Raw genomic sequence first — 24,584 nt, 5'->3', positions numbered from 1 at the left:
TAAAACTGCACGGCGTAGATGCCGGTGCTTCGCTTCAGGAGGGTTGCCATGGTCGTGCCCAGCGGGCAGTAGACGACGCGTCTCCGTAGCAGCACTGTAGCAGCAGTCCCGGCAGCAGCGCAGCCGCCAGAGGCCCAGACGAACGACAGGGCCTCCCAAGAATCGCTCTTGAGAGGCCCTGAGGGGTGCCCGAGACTGGAATCGAACCAGCACGTCCGTGAGGACACACGACCCTGAATCGTGCGCGTCTACCAATTCCGCCACTCGGGCAAGTGCGAAGCGGAGGCCCCCGAAACGGGATGCGGCCTCTGGCGACAGCCTCGAAGGTACGAGCACCTCCGCCCGTGCCACAACGGTCTCGCTCCTCCCTCACCGCATCCTCACGTGTGACCCCGCACGCGTCTGTATCGTCTAGTCCCTGCATCCTCCCCACCACTCCATGATGAAACCGCTCCGTCTTGCCACCCTTCTGCTCCTTGCCTCTGGCGCCGGCAGCGCCCTCGCGCCAGAGGCCGCCGCGCAAGAGCGACCGCGGCCCTACCCCGTGATGCCGCCGCCCGCTTTTGAGAAGGCCGTCGCCAACGGGACCCGCACTGCCTCTGGCGAGCCCGGCCCGAACTACTGGCAGAACGGCGGCGCGTACGACATTGACGTGACGCTGGAGCCCGAGACGCGGACCGTCCGCGGGACCGGCACGATGACGTACATCAACCGCTCCCCCGACGCGCTCCCCACCCTGCTTGTCAAGCTGCGCCAGAACCTCCACGCCCCTGGCGTGCCGCGCAACCGTCCTGCCGAGGTCACCGGCGGCGTCACCCTGAGCGGCCTCTCGCTCGGCGGAATGGACCTGACACAGGCCACAGGCCGCATGGAGCCAGGCCAATACTCCATAGACGGCACCATCCTGACGATCCGTCTGCCACAGCCTCTGGCGCCCGGGTCGAGCCTGGACCTCGACGTAGCGTGGCACTACGCGCTCGCGACCGTTGAGGGCGGCACGTTCCGACAGGGCACGGACGACGAGGTGTACTACGTCGGCTACTGGTACCCGCAGTTCGCCATGTACGACGACGTCGTCGGCTGGCACGACGACCCGTACCTCGGCAACGGCGAGCACTACATGCCGTTCTCCGATTACCGCGTTAGCATCACCGCGCCAGAGGACTTCATCATGTACGCGACGGGCGAGTTGGAGAACCCCGAGGCGGTCCTGACCGACGAGACTCGCGGTCGCCTCGAACGCGCCCTGCTCAAGGACGACATCGTCCACGTGGTCCGCGCCGACGAGCGCGGGAGCGCTACCCGCGACGCCTCTGGCGACGTGCTCACGTGGGAGTTCACAGCCACCAACATCCGGGACTTCGCCTTCGCGGGCTCCGACAAGTACGTGTGGGACGCCACGCGCGCCAACGTGGACCAGGACGGCGACGGCACGCCAGAGGCCGTCCTCATCAACGCGCTCTACCGCCCGGGCGCCGAGAGCCCGTACGACGCCCCGTGGGAGCGCTCCGCTGAGTTCTCCGCCTTCTCCATCGAGCACCTCTCCGAGATCTTGTGGCCCTACCCGTGGCCGCACATGACGGCCGTGGAAGGCATCATCGGCGGCGGCATGGAGTTCCCCATGATGACGCTCATCGGCGGCAACCGCACGGACTCGCGCCTGTTCGGCGTCACCTACCACGAGATCGCGCACATGTGGTACCCGATGATGACGCAGCAGGACGAGAAGAGCTTTACGTGGATGGACGAGGGCCTCACGAGCTTTAACACGAACGAAGGCCGCGAGGCTTTCTTCGACGGCTCGGCCGACGGGCGCCCCTTTGAGGACGCGTGGGCGCGCGAGAACCAGGGTCACTACCGCCTCGCCGGGTCCGGTGCCGCCGTCGAGCCCATGCGGCACAACGACCGCTACCCGCTCGGCACCCCCGCGCGTGGGACCGCCAGCTACTCCACGCCTGCAGTCCTGCTCCACGCGATGGAAGACCTGTTCGGCTACGACGCCTTCTGGAGCGCCTACCGCGACTACGGCACGACGTGGGCTTTTAAGCACCCGTACCCGTACGACCTCATGAACTCGTTCGAGGCCGACCTCGGTCAGGACCTCGACTGGCTGTGGACGCCCACGCTGTTCGAGACGTGGACCGTGGACGTGGCCATCGCGTCCGTGGAGAGCACGGCCTCTGGCGTGATCGTGACGGTTCAGGACAAGGACCTCGCGCCCATGCCGGTGCGCGTGACGGTGACCTACGCTGGCGGAACGGTGCAGGAGCAGACCGTCCCTGTCCAGACGTGGCTTTCCGGCGCGAGAGAGGCCGTCCTCACGTTCCCCGCCGGCGAGGTAACGCGCGTGGAACTCCCGTCGGACACGATTCTCGACATCGACCCCTCGGACAACGTCTACACGCCCGCGATGTAGCCACCCTGCGCCAGAGGCCTGCTGCGGCCTCTGGCGCGAACGCCGGGTGAAAAGACGACCCGGTGCGCCGACGATGTACGCGCCGTCTTGTCTCCGTCCTCGGCGTTCCCGTACCTTGGCGCTCCCCGCGAGGTTCGCCTCGCGACGGACGCCCGCCTCGATAGCTCAGCGGTAGAGCATCCGACTGTTAATCGGACGGTCGCAGGTTCAAATCCTGCTCGGGGCGCTTCAAACCCTCGCGATGCCCAGCGTCGCGAGGGTTTGTCATATCTACCCAGGCCCATGACCCGCCGCCGGCTCCTGATCGGACTCGTCCTCGTCGCCTCTGGCGTGACGGCCCTCCTCTTGTGGCGTGGCCGCTCGCTCACGCTCGACGCCGTGGAGGCGACCGTCCGCAACCAATTTCCAGGCGTCGCCACGGTCACCACCGAACAACTGGCACAGGCGCTAGCGGACTCCTCCACTGCGCCCCTCCTTCTCGACGCGCGCGAGCCCGACGAGTACGCCGTCAGCCACATCCCCGGCGCGCTCCGCATCGACCCCGATGCCAGAGGCGAGGCTCTCACAGGCGCGGTCGCCGCGATTCCCGAGGGGCGCGACGTCGTGGTGTACTGCTCGGTCGGCTACCGATCCGCCCAACTGATCCAGCGCTTGCGCGAGGCCGGCGCGGGGCGGGTGTCCAACTTGGAAGGCTCCATCTTCCGATGGGCCAACGAGGGGCGGCCTCTGGCGGGCGCCCAGGGTGAGGCCGGGCTCGTGCATCCGTACAGCGAGACGTGGGGGCGGCTTCTCGACCCCGAGCGCCGCGCGCCCCTGGCGGACGGGTAGCGCCAGAGGCGCCTTTAGCCCGCGACGGGTTTGGCCGACACCAGAGGCTCTGCCTCTGCTCCGATGCCGACCGACCTGACCACCTGGCTCCTGCTCTTCGTCGTCGGCGCGGGCGTGCTCGCGCTATGGCTGCACCGCATCGACGCGCTCCGGGCGGTGTTCAAACCTGCGATGGACCGGGCGCGCGAGGACGAGATCCGGGACCGCACCCAGGCGCTCCAGCACCGCGCGTGGAGCCAGGACGAGCACACCGATGACCGCGACCTCGCGGCTCGACTGCAAGACTCGCTCTACGCCTCTGGCGCCGAGCCGCTGCAGACCGAGGACGAGATGTACCTCCCTGGCATCGGCCCCATGCCGAAGGAATGGCGGGACCCCGACAGCAACGCGCCAGAGGCCCGGTCGTAGAGCCTCTGGCGCGAGTTGTGCGGAACGATCGGATCAGGCCGCGAGCTTGTCCAGATAGTGCGCGCGAAGCTTCGCCACCTTTGGCGCGATCACGGCCTGGCAGTACGGCTGCCCGGGGTTGGAGCGGTAGTACTCCTGGTGGTAGTCCTCGGCCGGGTAGAACGTTGGCTCCTCCACCACCTCGGTCACGATAGGCCGGTCGAACGTGTCTTTCAGCTCCTCAATCACCGCCTCGGCAGTCTTGCGGTGCTCCTCGCTGTCGTACATGATCGTAGACCGGTACTGCGTGCCGCGGTCGGCGCCCTGCTGGTTGAGCGTTGTCGGGTCGTGCGTCGCGAAGAAGACGCGCAAGAGGTCCGCGTAGGAGATCACGTCCGGATCGAACTCGACGCGCACGACCTCGGCGTGGCCCGTAAGGCCGGTGCAGATCTCGCGGTAGGACGGGTTGGGAATCTTGCCGCCCGCGTAGCCGCTCGTCACGCTTTTCACGCCGCGCAGCTTTTCGAGGACGGCCTCGGTGCACCAGAAGCATCCGCCACCGAGGGTGGCCGTTTCAGTCGTCGCCATGGGAATCAGGGGGTGTTTGGCGTGCTAACGCCCGGCGGTTCTCGGTGATTCTGCCTCCGCACTGTCTTCGCGCCGGCCGGCCTCTGGCGCCAGAGGCCTCACGCGCGGCGCAGCTTCTCGCTCCGCAACTGGTGCCGAGGCGAGAACAGCGCGCGGTAGGCCAGCGCGACCACTCCGCCGGTGGCGAGCGCGACGCACGAGGCGATCATGAACATGATCAGGATCTGGTACCGGACCGCCTGCGCGGGATCGGCACCGGCGAGAATCTGGCCGGTCATCATGCCCGGTAGGCTTACGAGGCCCATGATCATCATCGAGTTGACGACCGGGATCATACCGGTTCGGATGGCTTCTTTGGCCACAGGCCGCGCGGCCTCCCACCGCGTCGCGCCAAGCGCGAGGCGGGTCTCGATCAGAGGGCGATCCTTGGCGCAGCCTTCCATGAACCGGTCGAGCCCCAGCGAGATGCCGTTGAGCGCGTTGCCAAGCAACATCCCATGGAGCGGGATGAGGTACTGCGGGTCGAACCACGGCTCCACGCGCAGGATGCCGAGGACCGTCGCGCCGGTCACGAGAAACGAAGCGCCCAGGATGACGACGAGCGCGTTCCACAGAATCCCGGGGTAGCGCCGAACGGTCCGGTTCACAGCCGCGCGACCCGCCAGCGCCGCCATCACCGTGGCGATGCCGAGGATCAGCCACGCGTTCTCCGACGCGAACACCCAGTCCAGCACGAGCCCCACGAGCAGGAGCTGCACCGTCATCCGCGCCGCGCCAATGACCAGGTCTTTCGCGAGCCCCAGCCGGAGCGCGACCGACAGCCCGAGGTTGACCGCCAGCAGCAACGCCCCGAGCGCGAGTTGGCCAAAGCCGATGTCGATCGTGTCCATCAGAGTGCGGCGGTCTCGGTGGCGCGTTCGCCAGAGGCCTCTGGCGCCGGTATGGCGGTGCCGAGGTCGACCACGCGGGTTGCCACGCGCGCGCGCTGCTCCTCGCTATGGCTCGTCCAGATGGCGGCGCGGGCGCCGTCCTCGTCCAGCCAGTCCGAGACGAGGCGCTCGACGGCATCGGTCGCGTCAGGGTCCAGGCTGGCCGTGGGCTCGTCCAAGAGCAAGAGGTGCGGACCGCTCTGCATCGCGCGGAGGAGTGCTGCGATCTGCGCCTCGCCGCCCGAGAGCGTCTCCGTGCGCGCGTCGAGAAAGCCCGCGCCGCGCCCGAGTCGTCCAAGCCGCTCCACTGCCCAGGCCTCTGGCGCGGCGCCAGAGGCCGCCGCGAACGCCCGCGCACCCGACAGCGCGTCACGCACGGTCCCATCGGCGAAGGCCGGCGACTGCGGCACGTAGCGCACGCGCATGCGGAGATCCGGCAGGTGCCAGTCCGCCAGAGGCCTCTCGTCCACGGAGACGGTGCCCTCGTCCAGGTCGTCCAACCCGATCAGCGCGCGGAGCAGCAGCGATTTCCCCGAGCCCGACGGGCCTGCAATGGCGACGCGTTCGCCCCCATCCACCTCGAACGAGAGTCCACGCCACAGCCAGCGGTCGGGGATGCGGCGGCCGGCGTCGCGGACGGAGAGGAGCGGCATGAGGGATCGTCGGAGGTGCGCTCGGCGTCAACCGACGATCTTGCGCACCGTTTCCGCTCTCCCACGCTTATGGCCCCCAGCCACGACCGCCTCCGCGTCCGCCTCGTCCAGATCCGCGAGAAGCCCGACATCATCGAGGAAGAGCAGGCCAGCTTTTGCGCGCGCGCGCAGATGCGCCGGGACCAGCTCCTCATCACCGATGCGCTCTCCGAGCCTCTGGCGCCAGCGTTGCTGGACGACGTGGACGCGCTCATGATCGGCGGCGCGGGCGCGTACTCCGTGACCGAGACGTACCGCTGGACCCAGGACCTCATCGACCTCTGCCAGGCCAGCGCCGACCGAGAGCTCCCGCTGTTCGGCTCCTGCTGGGGCCACCAGTTCGTAGCACGTGCTTTTGGCGGGACCGTCATCAATGACCCCGAGCGCGCGGAGATGGGGACGGTGGACGTGGAGCTCACCGAAGCCGGCGAGGCCGACCCGCTCATGGGCTCGCTGCCCCGCCGCTTTGCCACGCAGATGGGCCACCACGACCGCGTGAGCGTCCTCCCCTCTGGCGCGACCGAGCTCGCCACCAACGAGGTGGCGCCCTACCAGGCGTTTCGCATGGACGGCCTGCCCATCTATGGCACGCAGTTCCACAGCGAGCTCGACGAGCACACCGAGCGCCAGAGGCTGTTCGCCTACCGCGATCACTACCCGGAGATGCAGGACGACGCCGTGTTCCAGGCCGCGCTGGACGCGCTCAAACCGTCCCCGCATGCGGACGACCTCTTGCGCCGCTGGCTCCTGCTCTACGCCGTCGAGGACGGCGCGGCGCTCTTGGACGCCGAGGACGCGGCGTAGGCCGCTTCCAACCACCGCGCCGCGACGGTCTCGTCCCACAGCTCGCCCGCCAGAGGCCGCTGCGGCCACCCGACGTGGCCGCCCTCCTCTGGCGCGATCAGCCGCACGAGCGGGTTGGCGAGATCCTCGGGGAAGCACGACGGCGCGAGAAACGGGTCGTTGCGCGCGTTGAGCAGCAGCGTCGGGACCGCGACGCGTTCGAGGACCGGGAGCGCCGAGCTCTGCGCCCAGTAGTCCTCCGCGGACTCGAACCCGTGCAGCGGCGCGGTCACGTGCGCGTCGAACTCGGCAAACGAGGTCATCGCGCGGATGGGCTCCGGGTCCGGCGCGTCCTCGAACCGGAGCGCCTTCTCTTCGGCCTTGCTCGCGAGCGAGCCGATAAAGCGCTTCATGTACAACCGCCGGTCCAGCGCCTTCATCGTTTCCGCCGATCCCGCGAGGTCCACCGGAACCGAGATCCCGACCGCGCCCACGATCTCCGGCGCGATGGCCTCCCCTGCGTCGCCCACGTACTTCAGCGTCACGTTCCCGCCCAAGCTGAAGCCCACCAGCCCGAGGTGCGCGTAGCCTCTGGCGAGCGCCCAGTCCACGACGGCCGCGAGGTCCTCGGTCGTGCCGCTGTGGTAGGCCCGCGCGAGCCGGTTGGGCTCGCCGGAGCAGCCACGGTGGTTCCACGCCACGGCGTCCCACCCGCGCGAGGCGAACGCCTTGGCCATCCCGCGTACGTACGCGCGCTCCGACGTGCCCTCCAGCCCGTGTGAGATCAGCACCACCCGGTGCGACGCCCGGCCTGCGCCTCTGGCGCCAGAGGCTGCGGCCCTCCAGGAGCCGCCAGAGGCCGGGACGAGATCGAGATCCAGAAAGTCGCCGTCGTCTAGCTCCAGCCGCTGGCGGCGGTAGCGGATGCCGGTTACCTCACGGAAGACGGAGGGCACGACGGTCTGGCGGTGGCCGCCGCCGAGGCCGACCGGCGGGGAGTACTTAGGAACGTCGAAATCAAGCACAGTCTCGCGGGAGCACTAGAGTCATAAATCAGAATCGAATGAGGGCGCTATATCAGATCTACAGGCAGCACCACGATCTCCTTGCCGCTCACCTTCGCGACCTCAGCGAAATACTGGACTTGGACATCACGCAACCGGTCACGGGGCCCTTTGACTTCGCAAAAGAAGTAGTCCGAGAAGTCGGGTGCGAAGACGAGTAAGTCTGGGGCGTGAAGCATGCCATAGCGCCGCCGCTGTGTGTCGAAGAAGCGAAGCAAGTCGTCGCCTCCGAGGCGGCTCACCACTCCGCGCTTCCACGTTTGGTTCTTCCACTGATAGCTCTCGATGAGAGAGTTCCAACCCATCGTTTCGCAAAAGTGGACTGCCGAAAACCATTCGTAGAAATGCCCCGTCCTCTGATTCAAGGCAGTTCTTACTTCGTGCGGATCAAAGGTCCAGGGGTATTTATCAACCCATTCCTGGAGTAGCTCCCCTGATCTAAACCGGACCCGCTCTGCTTGCGTGGCGACGATTTGTGGAAGTTCGCGGTACGCAGGCAAGTCGTCCACAGCAGGCAAGGAGTGAGAAGCAGTCGCGCGTGATCGGCGCCAGAGGCCGCGTGCGCGGAAGGCGCCTCTGGCGGGGTGCCCCGGACAGGAGTCGAACCTGTGGCCTACCCTTTAGGAGAGGGTCGCTCTATCCACCTGAGCTACCGGGGCGGGTCCGCAAGATAAAGCAGCCTCTGGCGCTAGCTTCGCCCGAACCCCAGCCCTCCACGATGGCCCGTCCTCCCGCCTCGCAGACCGCTCAGATCCGTTCGTGGGCGCTCTACGACTTCGCCAACTCGGCGTTTACGACGCTCGTCATCACGTTCATCTACGCGACGTTCTTCGTCAAGGGAGTCGCGCCGGACGAGACCACGGGGACGACGCTGTGGTCGCTCGGCGTGGTGACGCCGACGGCGATTCTCGTCGCGCTCCTCTCCCCTCTCTTAGGCGCGATGGCGGACCGGACGGGCACGCGCAAACGCGCGCTGTTCATCACGACGGTGATCTGCGTCGGCACAACGGCGCTGTTGTTCTTCCCCCAACGCGGCGACGTATGGATGGCCATCGTGCTGGTCGTGATCGCCAACGTCGCCTTCGAGGTGGGACAGGTGTTTTACAACGCGTTCCTGCCCGAGATCGCGCCAGAGGACAAGATCGGCCGCATCTCCGGGTGGGCGTGGGCGCTGGGATACGCGGGCGGGCTGCTGTGCATGGCGCTCGCGCTCGCGCTCGTCATGCCCGAGGTGGCGCCGTTCGGCCTAGACAAGGACACGGGGGAGCATGTCCGCGTGACCAACCTCCTCGTCGCGGGGTGGTTCGCGCTGTTCTCCATCCCGGCGTTCCTGTACCTCCGCGAGCCCAAAGCGGAGGCCGCCCCGAGCGAGCGCGGCCTGATTGCCACGACGTTCGGCGAACTCAAGAACACGTTTGTCGAGATCCGCCGCTACCGCCAGGTAATCCGCCTGCTCCTCGCGCGGCTGTTCTACAACGACGGACTGGTCACGGTCTTCGCCATGGGCGGCATCTTCGCCGCGACGGCCTATGGCTTCTCCGAGAGCGACATCCTCCTTTTCGGGATCGTGCTCAACGTCGCAGCCGGCATCGGCGCGTTTAGCTTTGGCTTCGTGGACGACAAGTTGGGCGGCAAGACGACCATCTTCATCTCGCTCGGCATCCTGTGCGTGGCGACGCTGATCGCGGTGCTCGGCCCATCGCGGGCGTGGCTGTGGGGCGCGGGCGTGCTGATCGGCGTCGCCAGCGGCCCCAACCAAGCGGCCAGCCGCTCGCTGCTCGGCCGGTTCGTGCCGCACGACAAGGAGACGGAGTTCTACGGCTTTTTTGCCTTCTCCGGCAAAGCCACAGCCTTTATTGGCCCCGTCCTGTTCGGTGTGCTGACCGCCGCATTCGGCACGCCGCGTGCCGGGATCGCCGCCGTGTTGGGCTTGTTCGCCATCGGCGCCTTTTTCCTGCTGCGCGTGAACGAGCAGGAAGGCGCGGCGCTCCGCGTCGCCTCCGCGAGCCCCCAGGCGACGCCCGCGCTCTAGCCCCTGGCGCAGGCCCCCACCCACGCCATCGCCAGAGGCCTCTGGCGCCACGCCCGCAACCTCGGAACTCGGAACTCAATGCCTACCGCCGCCGACATCGTCGCCTCCCTCAACCGCTGGGCGCCAGAGGCGCAGAAAGCCGACTTCGACAACGTCGGGCTCCAGGTGGGCGACCCGTCACGCGAAGTCACGCGCGTGATCGTGGCGCTGGACCTCACGCCCGAGGTGATCGACGAGGCCGTCGCCTCTGGCGCGGAGATGATCGTGACACATCACCCGCTGCTGTTCAAGCCGCTCACAAAGCTGGTGCCGGACGGCTTCGTGCCCGCACTCGCGTTCCGACTCGCGCAGGAGAACATCGCGTTCGCCGCCATCCACACGAACCTCGACGCGCAGTTTGGCGGCGTCTCGTTCGCGCTCGCGGGGCTCCTCGGGCTGCAAGGCGTGACCACGCTCGCGCCAGAGGCCGGGATGTTGAAAAAGCTCGTCGTGTTCGCGCCTCAGACGCACGCCGCTGGCGTCCGCAAAGCGATGGCCGAGGCCGGCGCGGGACAGATCGGGGATTACAAGGACTGCTCGTTTTCTGCCTCTGGCGAGGGGCGCTTCCGAGCGACCGCCGCCGCGACGCCGCACGTCGGCGCCAGAGGCGAGGTGCACGTGGAGCCCGAGGTGCGGATCGAGGTGCTCGTGGAGCGCTGGACGCTGGGGGCCGTCGTGCGCGCGATGAAGGAGGCACACCCGTACGAGGAGGTCGCCTACGACGTGTACGCCATCGAGCAAAGCTCCCGGACGATCGGCTACGGCGCCGTCGGCACGCTGCCCGAGCCTCTGGCGCTGGACGCCTTTCTCGCGCGCGTCGCGAGCGGGACCGAGGCCGAGGTGCTCCGGTATTCTGCCGCGCCCGAGGCCATGATCTCGCGCGTGGCCGTCTGCGGCGGCTCCGGCATGAGCTTTTTCGGCGCCGCCCTCGCCTCTGGCGCCGATGCCTTCGTCACCGGCGACGTCACCTACCACCGCTTTTTCGAGCCGCTCGACGCCAGAGGCCGCTCGCGCATGGCGCTGATCGACGCGGGGCATTACGAGACGGAGTGGGTCACGGAGCGCCTTCTCGCCGAGCACATCGCGGGCGCGTTCCCGGACCTCCACGTCTCACGCACGCGCACGCGCACGAGCCCGGTCCAGACGTTCGTGCCGTAGCAGGGCCGCCGGCGCCAGAGGCAAGCCCGTCGGGGCGCGCGCACGAAGGCCTTGCGCCCGCCCGGTTCTCCCGCGCCTCTGGCGCGAGGGGCCGCCCGCCGGTCCGCCAGAGGCGATCTTCCGCCGTCCCCCCTCCCCACCGTGAAGCGCCTGCATTGGGCCATTCTCCGCGCGCTGCCGCTGCCGTTTTTCGCAGCGTTCGGCACGCTGATGTTTCTGCTCCTGATGCAGTTCCTCATCAAGTGGCTGCCGGAGTTGGTGGGGCGCGGGCTGCCGTTCGGCGCGATGGCGGAGTTGATCGCGTACAGCCTCGCGTACATGGTGACGCTGGCCGTCCCAATGGCGTGGCTGATCGCGCAGCTCGCGGCGTTCGGGAAGCTGGCCGAGAGCCGCGCCTACCTCGTCGTCAAGAGTGCGGGTGTGCCGCTGTGGCGGCTGGCGTGGCCGGCGGCGCTCGTGGGCGTCTTTCTCGTGCTCGGCATGGGCGTGTTCAACAACATCCTCCTGCCCGAGGCGAACTACCGCATGAACGCCCTCTGGCGCGACATCAGCACCGCGCGCCCGGCCTTCGCGCTGGAGCCCGGCGTGTTCTACACCGGCGTAGACGGCTACGCGATCCGCGCCGACGCCATCCCGCCAGACTCCACCGGCGTGCTCGTCGGCGTGACCGTCGTGGAGGGCCGGACCTCTGGCGGCGGGCAGACCGTCCTCGCGGCTGAGCGCGCCACGATCCAGCGCGAGTACGGCGGCCAGCGGCTTACCCTCCTGCTCGAGAACGGTCAGGCCCACGCCAAGCGCGGAGGCGGCGAGGACCGCTACGAGCGCCTCGCCTTTGACCGCCACCGCGTCGCCTTCGACCTCGGCTCGCTCGGCTTCGAGCGCCGCGACGAGGCCTCTGGCGCCCGGTCCGACCGCACGATGCTGACGAGCGAGATGCTCGCCGTGATCGACTCGCTGGACGCCCAGGTCCGGGTCCGCGCCGACTCCGCCCGCGCTACGGCTCTCCGGCTCGGCCGGCCCGTCGCCTCCGGCGCGCCCGGCCTCGATTCGCTCCTGGCCTCTGGCGCCGTCTCGCCAGAGGCGTACGCGTTCCGCGACCGGTCTCCCCAAGACCTCGAGCGCACGGCGCCAGAGGCGGGATCGCCGGTTGCCTCAGGCGAGGCGCCGCTCCTGGCCGGCTTGGACGCGCAGACGCGCCGCTCGGTGGTGGCGCTGGCGCAGGACCGCACGCGCGAGGTGCGGAGCACGGCCGAGGCGGCGGCATCGTCCGCGCAGTGGGAGCGCCAGCGGGCCGACCGCTACCGGGTGGAGGTGTACAAGAAGAACTCCATCGCGCTGGCCTGCCTCGTCTTCGTGCTCGTCGGCGTTCCGCTCGGCCTCGCGATCCCGCGCGCGGGCGTCGGCGTGATCGCCACGCTGTCCGTCTTCATCTTCCTCTTCTACTGGATCTCGCTCGTGCAAGGCGAGAAGCTGGCCGACCGCGGGCTGCTCCCGCCGTGGCTGGGCATGTGGGCGGCGAACGTCATCATCGGCATCATCGGCGCCTACCTCGTCGCGCGAGAGGCCCGGGACCCGGCGTGGCGCGACCCTATCGCTACGCTTGCGGGACTGGCAAAGCGTCGCAAAGGCTAGCCTCTGGCGCCAGAGGCCTACTCGGCGGGCATCCGGCCCCGCCATGCCGTCTCGGTGCCGTCGGGCGTCTCGCCGCCGCCGAGGACAAACAGGCCATCGGCCGAGACGGCGTCGATGGACATCAGCCACCACCCGTCGGCGTCGAACACGTCGCGGGCAAAGCGCACCCCGGCCTCTGGCGTCCAGACTACCGCCAGGGCTGTTTGATACGACCCGACGACCGTCGAGCCGTCCGCAGACACGTCGCGGGCGATCCACTCGCCCAGAAACGTGAGGCCATCTTTTTCGGACCACCGGAAGGCGACGGCCTCCGAGATGTTTGCGAGCGACCCGTCGTACGCGTACCCCACCACGACGCGCCCGTCGGCAGACACGGCGTTCGCTTCGGACGTGCTGAAGCCCTCCAGTCCGGGAATCGGTACCGAGCCCGTCTCGGCGGTCCACCGGAACGCGGCCCTGTCGAAGCCACCCGTCGGCAGGCTCGCTCCGACGACGACCGAGCCGTCCCGCGAGAGGTCGCGCGCCACCGCGCGCGCGTGCCCTTCGAGCGGAGGGATCGTGGCCGCCTCCCGGCCGTCTCGCCAGAGGACTTCCCGGCTCGCCTCTGGCGACCGAGGCGCGATGCGCCCCAGGACGACCGATCCGTCGCCAGAGGCCGCCCGCGCGTAGGACTGAGCGGCCTCTGGCGTCGGGAGCCACGAGGACCCACCGCCCTCGCTCCACCGAAACGCACGCATCCGCATCGGTCCCGCCAGAGGATCGGGGTTCACGAGCAGCACCGATCCCACGACCACGGACCCGTCGGCGGACAGCGCCGTCTCCGTACCGGCGCGGATGAGGCCGAGCGAATCCGGCGCCGCGACCATCTGAGCGGGCTCGCCAGCGGTCCACAGAAACGGCCTCGACTCGGCCGGGGGCCAGTCGGTTGAGAGCAGGTCGTCCACGTTCGCCACGCCCGCCACCCGTTCCCCGTCTGCAGACAGTCCGGCGGCATAGACGCGGGGGTGCGTCTCGCTCGGCGTGCGGATCGCCTCGATGGCTCCCGGCGCTAGGGGCTCTGGAGACTGCGCCTGCGTGGTCGCCGCAGCGAGGCACATCAGAGCAGCCGAAATGAACGGGCGAACAGTCATCATCATGGAAGCGGCTCATCCGCTGGGGAGGAATGGCACGGCGCGAGCGGCGGCGCGGTTTCTACGCACCCTGCGCGCCGGAGGCCTCTGGCGCGAGCGGTTTCACCGCGAGGTACACGTGGTTGTCCCACGCGTCGCGGTACTCACGTTCCAGGTGCATTCCGGTGCGTTCGAGGGCCTCGCGGTACCCATCCACGCCGAGCGAGATGTAGCGAAACCGCACCCCGTCCATCTCGCCCTCAATCTCGCCCGCCTCGCCGCCTGACGTGAACAGAAACCGCCCGCCAGAGGCCAGCCACCCGGAGACCTTCTCAATCGTGGCGCGCTGGTCCTCTGGCGAGAGATGGAACAGCATGCCCCACGCCACCACACCGTTGAACGCCCCGGCTGCGAACGTGGCCTCTTGCGCCCTCTCGCGTCGAACGGTGACGTCGGGGAAGCGCGCCCGGAAGCGCGCGATCATCTCCGCCGAGCTATCGAGCCCGATGACCTCGAAGCCCTCGCGGAGCAAGAGCTGCGAGACCGGGACGCCGTCGCCGCAGCCGAGGTCGAGGACGCGGGCCTCTGGCGGGAGGCGGCGCGCAAAGCTGAGCACATCGACCGCACCCACGTTTGCATCGCGGACGCGGGCATACCAGCCGGCGATCTCGTCGTACTCACGCATGGAGACTGTGTCGGCGAGAGCGACCCCACTCGCGCTAGAGGCCGAGACGTACAAGGTCTCTCGGGTTAACACTGGGCCCGCCTCTGGCGCCAGAGGCCGCCTAGAACGAGTACGCGGCGCGGAAGCCGAAGCCGCTTTGCCACGGTGAGACCAGGGCGTCATCGGTGGAGTTGCGGAGAACGGCGAACTCTCCTCCCAGAGAGATCGGACACGACGCGCACGTTACGTAGTCCAATCCCAGCGCTGCTCTCACTTGAATGCCCACCTCGCTCCGCTCCGGGATCGTAAAGGGCAGCGGTCCGCCGGTGGTTCTACTGATGTACGTCCCCGAGGCTCGACGCCGACGGGAGCGCAACTGCCCAACGCCCGCCTGCAGGTAAGGCCTCACTCCGACCGTCGTCCGGAGCATGTAGCGAGCCATCCCATAGATCGACGTCGTCTCCATCGGGATGTCGAGTTGGAAGGGGTCCGACGATCCGCGGTTCTCGAACGTCGCCCGGGTGAGTTCACCGCCGAGGCCGAGCGCGATGCGTGGGGTCAGGAAGACGAACCCCTCGGGGTTTACCGAGAGGGTGACGCCGCCTTCGAACCCATCGAAATCGAGATTCCCCCCGGCTGACGCGAGGCTAACCGACCCCGGCGCGGAGCGCGTGGCCACACCGAGCTTGACCGAGCCCCCTGCACGCCGGATGGCGGGCTCGTTTCGCTCGTAGCGCGAGACGCGGCGCTCCCCGTCCTCCAGTCGGGCATCTGCGATCACGCGCTGCGTGCTGAGCCTGTCGATAAACGGGCGGTGATCCGGGTGGCGGCTACCCATGTACTGCTCGACGGCGTTCAGGGCCGAGCGCGCGGCCACGTACTGACCGTCTTGCAAGAGGTCGAACACGTTTTGTTGGGCCGCGTCCAGAATCGCCGTCACGCTTCGGGTGTGCCGAACCAGGAAGTACCGCGAGGCCTCGATGTACACCAGTGCCTCGTTGTAGTCCTCGGCTTCCGCGAGTTCGAGAAAGCGCTGGTAGAGCCGGACGGCGGTTGGGCCTGCAAGCGCTTCGGTGTATGACGCGCCCACCCGCACCTGCTGGAGCACGTACGTCTTGACCGCCGCAGAACCGGCCTCCGTCCGCGCATCGACGCGCTCCAAGAGCGCGCCCACGTCATCTGGAGCGTCCCCCTCCCGCTGCCATGACCGCAGCCCTTCAACGTCGGGAGCTCCAATCAGCGCGTCAAGGCGAGCCTGGTCCGCTGCTGCAAGCGAATCCGTCTGGGCACTCGCAGAAGGCCCCACGACGAAAGGAAGCAGACAGAGGAGGAACAGAAAGACGCGCATGAACACAGAGGAATCGGATCTAAAGAGAACGGCGAGCGCACGGAGGATACTCCCGCACGGGCTAGCCCACACGGGCAGCCGCCGCGGATGCTCAGACGTAGCCGCCTCCCGTTCGGGCCCGACCCCTCTTCCTTTCTTTCTCGCGTTTCCCTCGCCAGAGGCCGTCTAGCTTTCGGCCTCATCCAAGACGCACGCCCGATGTCCACGCCCCGCCTCACGCCCACCGACGCCTTCACGCACGGCGACCGCACGCACACCTGCGGCGATCTCCGCGAGTCCGACGCCGGCACGACCGTCACGCTCAAGGGCTGGGTCGACACCGCGCGCAACTTCGGCGGCCTGAACTTTATCGACCTCCGCGACCGCTACGGCCTCACGCAACTCGTCTTCTCGCCCGAGTTGGACGGGCCTCTGGCGGCGACCGCCGAGAAGCTCCGGATGGAAGACGTGATCTCCATCCAGGGCGAGGTCCGCGTGCGCGAGCGCAAGAATCCCGACATGGCGACGGGCGATGTGGAGGTCTACGTGACCGGCATGGAAGTGCTCAACACGTCCGAGGTCACGCCCTTCGTGGTCAGCGTGGGCGACCCCAAGGCGACGGTCCCGGGCGGCGACCTCGCGCTGAAGTACCGCTACCTCGCGCTGCGCAAGCCGGCGTTGCAGAACAACCTCCTCTTGCGCCACCGCCTCGCACAGAGCACGCGGCGCTACTTCGACGAGCACGCGTTCGTGGAGGTCGAGACGCCGGTTCTGATGAAGAGCACGCCAGAGGGCGCGCGCGACTACCTGGTGCCGAGCCGCGTGCACCCCGGAAAGTTCTACGCGCTGCCCCAGAGCCCGCAGACGTACAAGCAGATCCTCATGATGAGCGGCCTCGACCGGTACGTGCAGATCACCAAGTGCTTCCGCGACGAGGACCTCCGCGCCGACCGCCAGCCGGAGTTCACCCAGATCGACGTCGAGATGACGTTCGCGACCGAGGACGGCATCTACAACCTCATCGAAGGCCTCATCGCCCAGGTCTGGCAGGACACGCGTGGCATTGAGATCCCGACGCCGTTCCCCCGCATGGCCTACGCCGAGGCCATCCGCCGCTTCGGATCGGACAAGCCCGACTTGCGCTACGGCATGGAGATCGCCGACGTGAGCGACATCGCCAGAGGCTCGGACTTCAAGGTCTTCGAGTCCATCCTGGAGGAAGGGGGCGCCGTCGTCGCCATCCGCGTCGATGGCGAGGGCGACCGCGGACGCAAGCCGATGGACAAGCTGGACAAGGAGACCGTCCGCGCGCAGATCGGCGCCGGCGGCCTCTTCTACGCCAAGCTGCCGAGCGACGGAAGCGACTTCACCGCCTCGGTCAAAGACGCCGTGTTCTCGCGCGACAAGATGCAGGGCATCATCGACGCCGTCGGAGCCGAGACGGGCGACCTGGTGCTCGTGCTCGCGGGCGAGGCGCCCAAGGTGTTCGAGCAGATGGGCGACCTGCGCGTCCACATGGCGAAAGAGACCGGGTTGGCGCCAGAGGGCGCCGACGGGCCGTGGAATTTCCTCTGGGTGACCGACTTCCCTCTTCTGGAGTGGGACGAGGAGAGCGGCCGCTACCACGCGATGCACCACCCGTTCACCAGCCCCGCGCCCGACGACTTCGCGCTCTTGGACTCGGCCCCTGGCGAAGTCCGCGCCCGCGCCTACGACCTGGTCCTCAACGGATCCGAGATCGGCGGCGGATCCATCCGTATCCACCGGCCCGACGTGCAGGCGCGGATGTTCGAGCTTCTCGGCATCAGCGACGAAGAAGCCGAGCGCCGCTTCGGCTTCCTCCTGGAAGCGCTCAAGTACGGCTGCCCGCCCCACGGCGGCATCGCGCTCGGCCTGGACCGCATGGTCATGCTCCTCACGGGCGCCCCCTCGCTCCGCGACGTTATCGCGTTCCCCAAGACGCAGCAGGCGACCGAGCTCATGTCGTCCGCGCCGGACATCGTGGACGCGGAGCAGCTTCAGGACCTCCACATCGCGCTGGCCGTGGATGCGCCAGAGGCCGAACACACCACGCCTCTGGCGAGCGACCCGACCTGAGCCCCTGGCGCCAGAGGTCTACCCCCTCAGCCTCTGGCGCCGGCGCGCGTACCCGGGCGCTACGGCGAGCCGCACCTTGCGACGCTTCGGCACCCACGCGCGCTGCGTGAGGTTGTCGTAGCCGCGGGCGCGGACCTCGTTGAGGATCTCTCGGTAGGTGCGCAGCGCGGTTCGAATGCCCCATTTGGCGTTAAAGCGCAGGCTCGCGATACCGCGGTCCGCTTCGTCGTAGAACGCCTCGGCCTGCTCCATCAGCCCCTCGACGAGCGCGGCGTAGCGCGGCGCCAGAGGCCCGAGCGGCGTCTCGCCCGATGCGGCGCGACTGAGCGCCTCTGGCGAGATGCCGGCGGCCGCCAAGTCGTCGGCTGGGAGGTACACGCGGCCGAGCTCTCGGATGTCCTCGCCAACGTCGCGGAGGATGTTGGTGAGCTGCATCGCCGCGCCGAGCGCGCGCGCGGGGCGGTCCAGTTCGGATCGGTCCGCGCCCTCGCGGACGAGGAACGGAAGCACGATGGCTCCCACGCTTCCCGCGACGAGGTCGGAGTAGTCCAGCAGGTCCTGGTTGGTCTGGATGGGCGTCTCTTCCAGGTCCCAGACCGCGCCATCGAGTTGCTGGTGGAGCGGGAACGGGTCCAGCTCGAACTCCCGGTGCACGTCCGCGAGCCGGCGCCAGAGGAGCGCGTCCGGCCCGCCCTCTGGCGGGTGCCCGGCGAGGGTCACGTCCAGGTCCAGGCGCATCTTGCTGGCCTCTTCCAGCGCGGCCTCTCGGCCGATGCGGTAGGCCCGCTCGTCGGCGAGGTGGTCCACCGTCCGGCAGTACAGGTAGACGGTCGCGACGGGGAGGCGCACGCGGCGTGGGAGCAGCCGCGCGGCGAACGAGAACGTGCGGCTGTGGTGCCGAAACGCCTCGCGCAAAAACGCGTCCTCCTCCGCCCGAGTCGCCAGAGGCCCCGGCGGCAGGGGCGCGGCGCCGAGGCCGGGGCCCGTCCGCGGACCGGCCTGCGGAGCCTCTGGCGCGGCAGAAGCCCCCGGCATCAGGAGTAGATCGTCAGGCCGGCCGGCCCGCCCGTCTGGCTCCGCCAGTACACGACGCCGAGCGCGACGACGAGCGTGACCGAGGCGATAAGTCCCGCCAGAGGCAGGCCGTACAGCAGGCAGACCGAGATGGGAAAAAAGACGTTGAGCGCGTACGCGATGGGTCCCCACTTCGCGACGAACGGGTCCGCCGCGGCCCTCATCCCGCCCAACATCTCAAACGCCAGCGAGATCAGGATGCTGGTCACGAACCACCCGTACCAGTTCACCCACGGCATCCCGAAAAAGGGACCGCCGCCCGGGTAGTTCCAGAAGATGAACGTGCCGCCGCCCTGGTTCATCGCGGGATCTAGCGCCACGTCCCACACGATCATAAACACGGCCATCGCGACCGCGCGGCCCGCCACGCCGACCCGCAGCCGCCCACCCAGATCGTAGCAGAGCAGAGCGAGGGCGTACCAACTCGTGGGGATGAACCACGGCACGTCGCCGAGGATTTTGGGGCCGAGGCGGTCCGTGTATTCGTACGGCGCGAACGGGATGCCGGTGTTCGTGCCCAGCAGTTCGCTCCCGGCGCCGATTAGGCTCGCGGCGAGCAGGAACAGGATGGAGCGCCAGGGGCCGAGCGTCTTCCAGTACAGCGCGAGCGTGACGAGCGGGAGCAGCGCCATGTACGTCCACGTCGGGCCGGCCACCAGCTTCTGGTAGTACGGGCGGAAAAACTCCTCCACGGGGCCGATGTAGAGCGAAAGCGTCCCCGCGATGGCGAAGAAGACGGTCCCGGCGAGGAGCCAGAACAGAAGTTGAAACGTGCGGCGCGAATCCATGACAGCGAGAGAGGGAGCGCGGGAACGGCGAGCCTCGGTGAGGGATCCACAAGATCGCACCGTCCCCCCCTTGCCCGTGACCGCCGTCCGCCCGCCCGAGTTCTTCCCGACGCCAGAGGTCGCCGCGCTGCTGCTCCACGCCGAGCGCGTCGTGCTCGCGGACACGCTCCCGTTTTCGCGGCAGGCCGCCTACAACCGCGCGCAGATCCGCGAGGCCGCAGGCGCGCAGCGGCTCTCCATCCCCCGCGTCCATACGGGGAAGCGCCAGCCTCTGGCGTCGCTGGAAATCGCCGGGACGGCGTGGGCGCGGAAGCACGTCCACGCCTTGCGGACTGCGTACGGGATGGCGCCCTTTGCCGAGCACGTGCTGCCCGAGGTCGAGGCACTTCTGACAGGGCGGTGGCCCTCGCTCGGCGCGCTGACCGTCGCGACGACGCGGTGGACGCACCGGTGGCTGGGCGCCACCTCACAGCTCGTCGTCGCGTCCGAGACGCCAGAGGCGCCGGCCTCGCTCGCAGACATCTGGACCGCCTCTGGCGAGGGCGCGCTGCTCGCACTCCCCTCCTCGGCCGCGCGCGACCGCCAGAGGCTGGGCGTGGAGACGCACGTGCTGCGCTACGAGCACCGGCCCTACCGGCAGACCTTCGAGGGCTGGGTGCCGGAGTGCTCCTCGCTGGACCTCATCCTCAACCACGGCCCTGACGCCGCGCGCCTTGTGCGCGAGCGAACGACGATCAGGCCTCTGGCGCTTGAGGCCGCGCCGGAGCCCACCCGCCCCGAACACGGCTAGCGCTCGGCGCCTCTGGCGCCGCGGCATCGCGCCAGAGGCTCACAAAAAAGCCCCGAGCCGCAGAACGCGACCCGGGGCAGATGTCCCGGCGGCTTACGGGCCGCCAGAAGCAGAACGTCTAGAGCTTGGCGGCGGCCTCCTCGGCAGCCTCCTCACCCTGGACCTTCTCGACGACGGCGGCGCCGACGCGGACTTCGAACCAGCCACCTCCGACGGAGACGACCGTGACCTCGTCCGTGCCCTGGAGGTCGGAGAGCTTGGCGGCGACCGCCTTGCGGCCCTTCACCTTGTCCACGACCACGTCGCCGGTCTTGATCTCGTACCAGCCACCACCGACGGACTCGACGGTGAACGCGGCGGGCGCGGCAGCGTCCAGCGAGCGGGCCTCCTTGACCTCTTCGACGCGGGCCGTGAGGCGCTCTACGGAGGCGGTCAGTTCGCTGATCTCCTCACGCGTCGGTACGCCGATGCGCTTCATGACGGTCGCGACGGCGTCCTGGACGCGGTCTTCGAGGGAGTTCGCGGTCTCGCCGGCGACGTACTTGGCGTCGGAGACGCGGCCCTTGACGGCGTCCTCAACCTTGTCGGTCGCGCCGTCGATCTGCTTGCGGATGGTCTTGACGCGCTCGGTCCCGAGCGTGCCGAGGTCCACCTTCTCGCCCTTCTTAACAAAGGACTCGAAGGTCTCTTCGCCCGTCTCCTTCGCGGCGACGAGCGCGCCGAGGCCTGCGAGGAAGACGTTCTGGGCGGCGTCCTTCACGTTGCCGGCAGCGTCGGTGAAGCCGCGGCGGACCGAGTCGACGGTCTCTTTCGCGTTCGTCACCGCGACGTCAGCGGAGTTGCGGATTTCTTTGGTGAGTTCTTTGGTGGTCGACATGTTTAGAGGGGTTGTGTGGATGTACAGGTTCAGGAACGATCGCGGAGCGAGTTCGCCGCGCGGTCGAGGTCAGCGACGGCCCGTTGCAGGCGGTCGATGTCGGTCAGGGTCGGGAGACCCAACGTGTGGAGGGAGCGCTCGCCAGAGGCCTCAAGCGCGTCTTGTGCCGCGGCAACTCCGGAGAGGCCTCTGGCGAAAGCGACGCGCGCGGCGTCTTTGAGCGCGGCGATGGGGTCGCGCATCGGTCAGCCGGCGTCGGCGGGCGGCTTGGGCTCGTCCTCTTCGAGAGAGGCAAGAGAGCCTTCGAGGGCGTCCAGGCGGGCGCGGAGGCGCTCCATCTCGTTGCGCACGTCTCCAAGAGGCGCGCCAGAGGCGATCCGGCGGCGGGCGTCCCCGACGACGGCGGCGGCATTCTTGCGCGCCCCACCGACAACAGCGCCGACGGTTTCCTCGGCCCGAGTGATGGTCTCCGCACCGGTGCGGATGGCCCGCTCGCCCATGCGGACGAGGTCGTGCAGAAACGTGGACGAGAGGCTGCCGCCGTTTCGCCCCTCCTCCGCGATCACCTGGCTCAGGATGGCGACGGTCACGTCCTCGCCCGTCTTGTTGTCGACGATGCGAACGTCCTCGCCGTCACGGACGAATGCGGCGACGCGGTCGAGAGAGACGTACTCGCTGGCTTCTGTGTCGTAGAGCTTTCGAGAGCCGTAGCGTTTGATGAGTCGGGGCATGGTGTGGAGTGCTGTGCTGGCAATATGACGCAACGCGGCAAGTCGAGTTTCCGCAATGCGTCATTTCGAGAGCGCTTCATGCGGACATACCTGTTCCTGCGAGCCTTCCGGCCTCTGGCGCCCACGCGCTTCCTTGACCACACCGGCCTCGCCCTCTCTGCCTGCTCTCGCCTCTGGCGTCAGAGACGAAGCACAGGACTGGCCTTACTCGTCGTCGTCCGCCCCACGGCGGGTCGCGAGATCCGCTTGGACGTGTTGCGGCATGGGCTCATACGCGGAAAACGTTGCGCGGTGGAGGCCCCGACCCTGGGTAAGCGAGCGCAGCGTTGTGGAGTAGCGGTACAGCTCCGCTTCAGGGACGTGGGCTCGGATGACCTGGAACGGGCCGTCTGCGTCCATGCCCTGGATGCGCGCACGCCGGGTGCTGAGGTCTCCCAACACGTCTCCCATCTGAGCATCTGGCACCTTGACCTCCAGCTCCACGATCGGCTCCAGAATCGTCGGCCGCGCCTCGCGGAAGCCGTTGCGGAAGGCCATCTTGGCCGCCGTCTTGAACGCGTTCTCGTTGGAGTCCACGGGGTGCATGCCGCCGTCGTAGACCACCACGCGCACGTCGCCGACGGGGTAGCCGGCCACAGGCCCCTGCCGCAACGCGTCACCGATGCCTTTGAGGATCGCGCCGGTGAACCGCTGCATGTCGATCACGCCGCCCACGATCGCGTCGACGAGTTCTACCGTCGAGCCCCAGTCGGTCGTCACCTGGTGCGTTTTGCGCACCTTCATCCCGCTCGGCGGGGCGTACTCCTCCCCCGCCAGAGGCGCGACGATGATGGAGATGTCGGCGAACTGCCCGGCCCCGCCCGTCTGCTTCTTGTGGCGGTAAGACGTGCGGGACTCCCCTTGCACGGTCTCGCGATAGGAGATGCGCGGCTGATCGAACTCGACCTCTACGCCGGACCGGTGCGCCATGCGGTACTTCGCGATGTCGAGGTGCATCTGTCCCTGCCCGCCGAGCGTGATCTGCCCCAGGTGCGCGTCGTGCTCCACGAGCAGGCTGGGGTCTTCCTTGACGAGTTGGTGCAGGCCCTGCGCCATCTTGTCCTCCTCTCCCTGCCGCTTGGCGCGGACCGCCAGGCGCATCCGCGGCTCCGGGTACTCGATGGCCTGGATCACGGCGTCTGAGCCTTTCTTGCGCAGCGTGTCGCCCGTGCCCGTGCTCTTGAGCTTGACCGTCGCGCCGATGTCGCCCGCAGGAAGCCTCGCGATGGAGTCCCTCGCATTGCCGTTGATGGCGTAAAGCTGCCCGAGCCGCTCGCCGTGGCCGTCGCTGGCGTTCTCCAGGTCCATCCCCGGCTCCAGCGTGCCATCGTACACCTTCAGAAAGGAGAACTCGCCGACGTGCTCCTCGTGCATGGTGCGCCACACGAACGCGACAGGGTCCGCCTCTGGCGAGGTGTGGACCGCGCCAGAGGCCATGTGCGGAGGCGGCATCTCCGCCGGCGACGGGCACACGTTGTCGATAAAGCCCATGAGCCGCGAGACCCCAACGTTCTCGGTCGCGACCGTGAGGAAGATGGGGAAGAGTTGCCGCTTGAGCATGGCGTGGTGCAGGCCCGTGCGCATCTCGTCCTCGCTGAGCGTGCCCTTCTCGAAGTACAGTTCCATAAGGCCCTCGTCGTTTTCGGCGATGGACTCCACGAGCTCGTTGTGGAGTGCGGCGGCCCGCTCGGCAAACGCCTCGTCGATGGGCTCCACGGTCTGCGAGCCGTCGGGTGCGAACCGAATCTGCTTCATCAGCAGGACGTCGATAATCGTGCGCGTGCCGGTCCCGCCCGGGAGTTGGACTGGCGTGGCGGCGTGACCGAAGCGTTGCTGCACGCGCGCGAGCGCGTCCTCGAAGTCCGACCCCGGCCCGTCCAGCTTGTTGAGGACGAACATCGCCGGCGTCTCCGTCATCTCGGTATACGTCCACCCCAGCTCGGTCCCGACCTGCACGCCTTCGGCCGCGTCGAGGACGAAGATGGCGGTGTCGGCCACCTTGAGCGCCGTGATGGTCTCGGCCGAGAAGTCGAGGTAGCCGGGCGTGTCCAGCACGTTGATCTTGTGCCCCTTCCACTCGGCGTGGAGCAGACTAGTGAACACGCTCATGCCGCGCTCCTGCTCGGACTCGTGGTAGTCACTGCGGGTGCTCCCGTCCTCCACCGCGCCCATGCGCGGGATCGCGCCAGAGGCGTAGAGCATGGCCTCGGCCAGGGTCGTCTTGCCCGTCCCCTGATGGCCCACGAGGGCGACGTTGCGGATGTGATCGGCGTCGTAGACGGTCATAGCAGGGGAGCGCAGTGCGGGAGAACGGGTCCGCCTCTGGCGGAGTACGCCGAATGTACAGGATGTGAAGGAACTATCAACACTCGTCAGGTGCCGTCGCGGATCGCGCTACAACCAAGCGCCAGAGGCGGCGCGGCACCCTCCCGTTCTCGGTTTGCCTATCTGCCATCCCACGCGCTCTCGTGGCCTCTGGCGACGGGCCACAACCACCCGTGGAAGCGCCTCGTTTTCTCAGGAACCGCAGAGTCCCCCGC

The 24,584-nt window shown here is 68.4% G+C and carries 23 protein-coding genes and 3 tRNA genes; 10 read left to right on the top strand and 16 right to left on the bottom strand.

Features of this window, described 5'->3' with window-relative positions; genetic code table 11:
* Positions 1-186: 186 nt before the first annotated feature.
* A tRNA-Leu gene (locus BSZ36_RS04965) sits at positions 187-270 on the bottom strand.
* A gap of 169 nt (positions 271-439) precedes the next feature.
* Between BSZ36_RS04965 and BSZ36_RS04960 the strand changes: the two genes are divergently transcribed.
* The 4 genes from BSZ36_RS04960 (at position 440) to BSZ36_RS04945 (ending at position 3,652) form a co-directional block, all read left to right on the top strand.
* On the top strand, positions 440-2,416 hold the full coding sequence (locus BSZ36_RS04960) for a M1 family metallopeptidase (RefSeq protein WP_094546592.1): 1,977 nt from the start codon (positions 440-442) through the stop codon (positions 2,414-2,416).
* A gap of 154 nt (positions 2,417-2,570) precedes the next feature.
* Positions 2,571-2,642 (top strand) — tRNA-Asn (locus tag BSZ36_RS04955).
* A 56-nt stretch (positions 2,643-2,698) separates the two neighbouring features.
* Complete coding sequence (locus tag BSZ36_RS04950) at positions 2,699-3,244, top strand: rhodanese-like domain-containing protein (RefSeq protein WP_094546590.1); 546 nt, start codon at positions 2,699-2,701, stop codon at positions 3,242-3,244.
* A gap of 63 nt (positions 3,245-3,307) precedes the next feature.
* Positions 3,308-3,652 carry a hypothetical protein gene (locus tag BSZ36_RS04945; RefSeq protein WP_094546588.1) on the top strand — a complete coding sequence of 115 codons (345 nt, stop codon included), beginning with the start codon at positions 3,308-3,310 and terminating at the stop codon, positions 3,650-3,652.
* A 33-nt stretch (positions 3,653-3,685) separates the two neighbouring features.
* Here BSZ36_RS04945 and msrA read toward each other — a convergent pair whose 3' ends face one another.
* The 3 genes from msrA to BSZ36_RS04930 all read right to left on the bottom strand — a co-directional run bounded on the left by msrA (position 3,686) and on the right by BSZ36_RS04930 (position 5,801).
* Positions 3,686-4,219: a peptide-methionine (S)-S-oxide reductase MsrA gene (msrA, locus tag BSZ36_RS04940; RefSeq protein ID WP_094546586.1), complete on the bottom strand. Its 534-nt coding sequence runs from the start codon at positions 4,217-4,219 to the stop codon at positions 3,686-3,688.
* Positions 4,220-4,317: 98 nt separating this feature from the next.
* Complete coding sequence (locus BSZ36_RS04935; RefSeq protein WP_094546584.1) at positions 4,318-5,109, bottom strand: ABC transporter permease; 792 nt, start codon at positions 5,107-5,109, stop codon at positions 4,318-4,320.
* On the bottom strand, positions 5,109-5,801 hold the full coding sequence (locus BSZ36_RS04930) for an ABC transporter ATP-binding protein (protein WP_094546581.1): 693 nt from the start codon (positions 5,799-5,801) through the stop codon (positions 5,109-5,111). The genes BSZ36_RS04935 and BSZ36_RS04930 overlap by 1 nt, the downstream gene beginning before the upstream one ends.
* A gap of 69 nt (positions 5,802-5,870) precedes the next feature.
* Here BSZ36_RS04930 and BSZ36_RS04925 point away from each other — a divergent pair, with 69 nt between their 5' ends.
* A complete protein-coding gene (locus tag BSZ36_RS04925) occupies positions 5,871-6,644 on the top strand; it encodes a type 1 glutamine amidotransferase (RefSeq protein ID WP_094546579.1) in 774 nt (257 codons plus the stop codon).
* Here the strand turns inward: BSZ36_RS04925 and BSZ36_RS04920 are convergent.
* From BSZ36_RS04920 to BSZ36_RS04910, 3 genes are all read right to left on the bottom strand, one after another.
* On the bottom strand, positions 6,593-7,648 hold the full coding sequence (locus BSZ36_RS04920) for a YheT family hydrolase (RefSeq protein ID WP_094546577.1): 1,056 nt from the start codon (positions 7,646-7,648) through the stop codon (positions 6,593-6,595). The genes BSZ36_RS04925 and BSZ36_RS04920 overlap by 52 nt on opposite strands.
* A gap of 47 nt (positions 7,649-7,695) precedes the next feature.
* Complete coding sequence (locus BSZ36_RS04915; protein ID WP_143536762.1) at positions 7,696-8,196, bottom strand: VRR-NUC domain-containing protein; 501 nt, start codon at positions 8,194-8,196, stop codon at positions 7,696-7,698.
* Positions 8,197-8,272: 76 nt separating this feature from the next.
* Positions 8,273-8,346 (bottom strand) — tRNA-Arg (locus BSZ36_RS04910).
* 59 nt (positions 8,347-8,405) lie between these two features.
* On the opposite strand from BSZ36_RS04910, the gene BSZ36_RS04905 reads away from it, so the two are divergent.
* From BSZ36_RS04905 to BSZ36_RS04895, 3 genes are all read left to right on the top strand, one after another.
* On the top strand, positions 8,406-9,719 hold the full coding sequence (locus BSZ36_RS04905) for an MFS transporter (protein WP_094546572.1): 1,314 nt from the start codon (positions 8,406-8,408) through the stop codon (positions 9,717-9,719).
* Positions 9,720-9,797: 78 nt separating this feature from the next.
* Positions 9,798-10,916, top strand: a complete 1,119-nt coding sequence (locus BSZ36_RS04900) for a Nif3-like dinuclear metal center hexameric protein (RefSeq protein ID WP_094546570.1) — start codon at positions 9,798-9,800, stop codon at positions 10,914-10,916.
* 141 nt (positions 10,917-11,057) lie between these two features.
* Entirely contained in the window at positions 11,058-12,548 is a 1,491-nt protein-coding gene (locus BSZ36_RS04895) for an LptF/LptG family permease (protein ID WP_179271028.1), read from the top strand.
* Between the two features lie 17 nt (positions 12,549-12,565).
* Here BSZ36_RS04895 and BSZ36_RS04890 read toward each other — a convergent pair whose 3' ends face one another.
* The 3 genes from BSZ36_RS04890 to BSZ36_RS04880 form a co-directional block, all read right to left on the bottom strand.
* Positions 12,566-13,684 carry a hypothetical protein gene (locus BSZ36_RS04890; protein ID WP_143536761.1) on the bottom strand — a complete coding sequence of 373 codons (1,119 nt, stop codon included), beginning with the start codon at positions 13,682-13,684 and terminating at the stop codon, positions 12,566-12,568.
* A gap of 55 nt (positions 13,685-13,739) precedes the next feature.
* Positions 13,740-14,342 (bottom strand): class I SAM-dependent methyltransferase, encoded by a 603-nt coding sequence (locus tag BSZ36_RS04885; protein WP_179271027.1) that lies wholly within the window; start codon positions 14,340-14,342, stop codon positions 13,740-13,742.
* Between the two features lie 100 nt (positions 14,343-14,442).
* Positions 14,443-15,669, bottom strand: coding sequence for a hypothetical protein (locus BSZ36_RS04880; RefSeq protein WP_094546562.1), 1,227 nt, complete (start codon positions 15,667-15,669; stop codon positions 14,443-14,445).
* A 198-nt stretch (positions 15,670-15,867) separates the two neighbouring features.
* On the opposite strand from BSZ36_RS04880, the gene aspS reads away from it, so the two are divergent.
* A complete protein-coding gene (gene aspS / locus BSZ36_RS04875; protein ID WP_094546560.1) occupies positions 15,868-17,745 on the top strand; it encodes an aspartate--tRNA ligase in 1,878 nt (625 codons plus the stop codon).
* An 18-nt stretch (positions 17,746-17,763) separates the two neighbouring features.
* Here the strand turns inward: aspS and BSZ36_RS04870 are convergent, their stop codons facing one another.
* Positions 17,764-18,780, bottom strand: a complete 1,017-nt coding sequence (locus BSZ36_RS04870) for a phytoene/squalene synthase family protein (RefSeq protein ID WP_094546558.1) — start codon at positions 18,778-18,780, stop codon at positions 17,764-17,766.
* Positions 18,780-19,607, bottom strand: a complete 828-nt coding sequence (locus tag BSZ36_RS04865) for a carotenoid biosynthesis protein (protein ID WP_094546556.1) — start codon at positions 19,605-19,607, stop codon at positions 18,780-18,782. Before BSZ36_RS04865 ends, BSZ36_RS04870 begins: the two co-directional genes overlap by 1 nt.
* A gap of 76 nt (positions 19,608-19,683) precedes the next feature.
* On the opposite strand from BSZ36_RS04865, the gene BSZ36_RS04860 reads away from it, so the two are divergent.
* The gene (locus tag BSZ36_RS04860) at positions 19,684-20,397 is read left to right on the top strand and encodes a WbqC family protein (RefSeq protein ID WP_179271026.1); all 714 of its coding nucleotides are present in this window, start codon (positions 19,684-19,686) and stop codon (positions 20,395-20,397) included.
* 118 nt (positions 20,398-20,515) lie between these two features.
* On the opposite strand, the gene BSZ36_RS04855 is transcribed toward BSZ36_RS04860, so the two are convergent.
* From BSZ36_RS04855 to BSZ36_RS04840, 4 genes are all read right to left on the bottom strand, one after another.
* A complete protein-coding gene (locus BSZ36_RS04855) occupies positions 20,516-21,274 on the bottom strand; it encodes a phasin family protein (RefSeq protein WP_094546552.1) in 759 nt (252 codons plus the stop codon).
* Positions 21,275-21,303: 29 nt separating this feature from the next.
* Complete coding sequence (locus BSZ36_RS04850; RefSeq protein ID WP_094546550.1) at positions 21,304-21,516, bottom strand: hypothetical protein; 213 nt, start codon at positions 21,514-21,516, stop codon at positions 21,304-21,306.
* 3 nt (positions 21,517-21,519) lie between these two features.
* The gene (locus BSZ36_RS04845; protein WP_094546548.1) at positions 21,520-22,005 is read right to left on the bottom strand and encodes a polyhydroxyalkanoate synthesis regulator DNA-binding domain-containing protein; all 486 of its coding nucleotides are present in this window, start codon (positions 22,003-22,005) and stop codon (positions 21,520-21,522) included.
* A 204-nt stretch (positions 22,006-22,209) separates the two neighbouring features.
* Positions 22,210-24,330, bottom strand: a complete 2,121-nt coding sequence (locus tag BSZ36_RS04840) for an elongation factor G (protein WP_094546546.1) — start codon at positions 24,328-24,330, stop codon at positions 22,210-22,212.
* Between the last annotated feature and the right edge of the window lie 254 nt (positions 24,331-24,584).

This window comes from Rubricoccus marinus (assembly GCF_002257665.1).
Lineage (GTDB): Bacteria > Bacteroidota > Rhodothermia > Rhodothermales > Rubricoccaceae > Rubricoccus > Rubricoccus marinus.
This window is presented reverse-complemented; position numbering and strand designations above follow the sequence as displayed.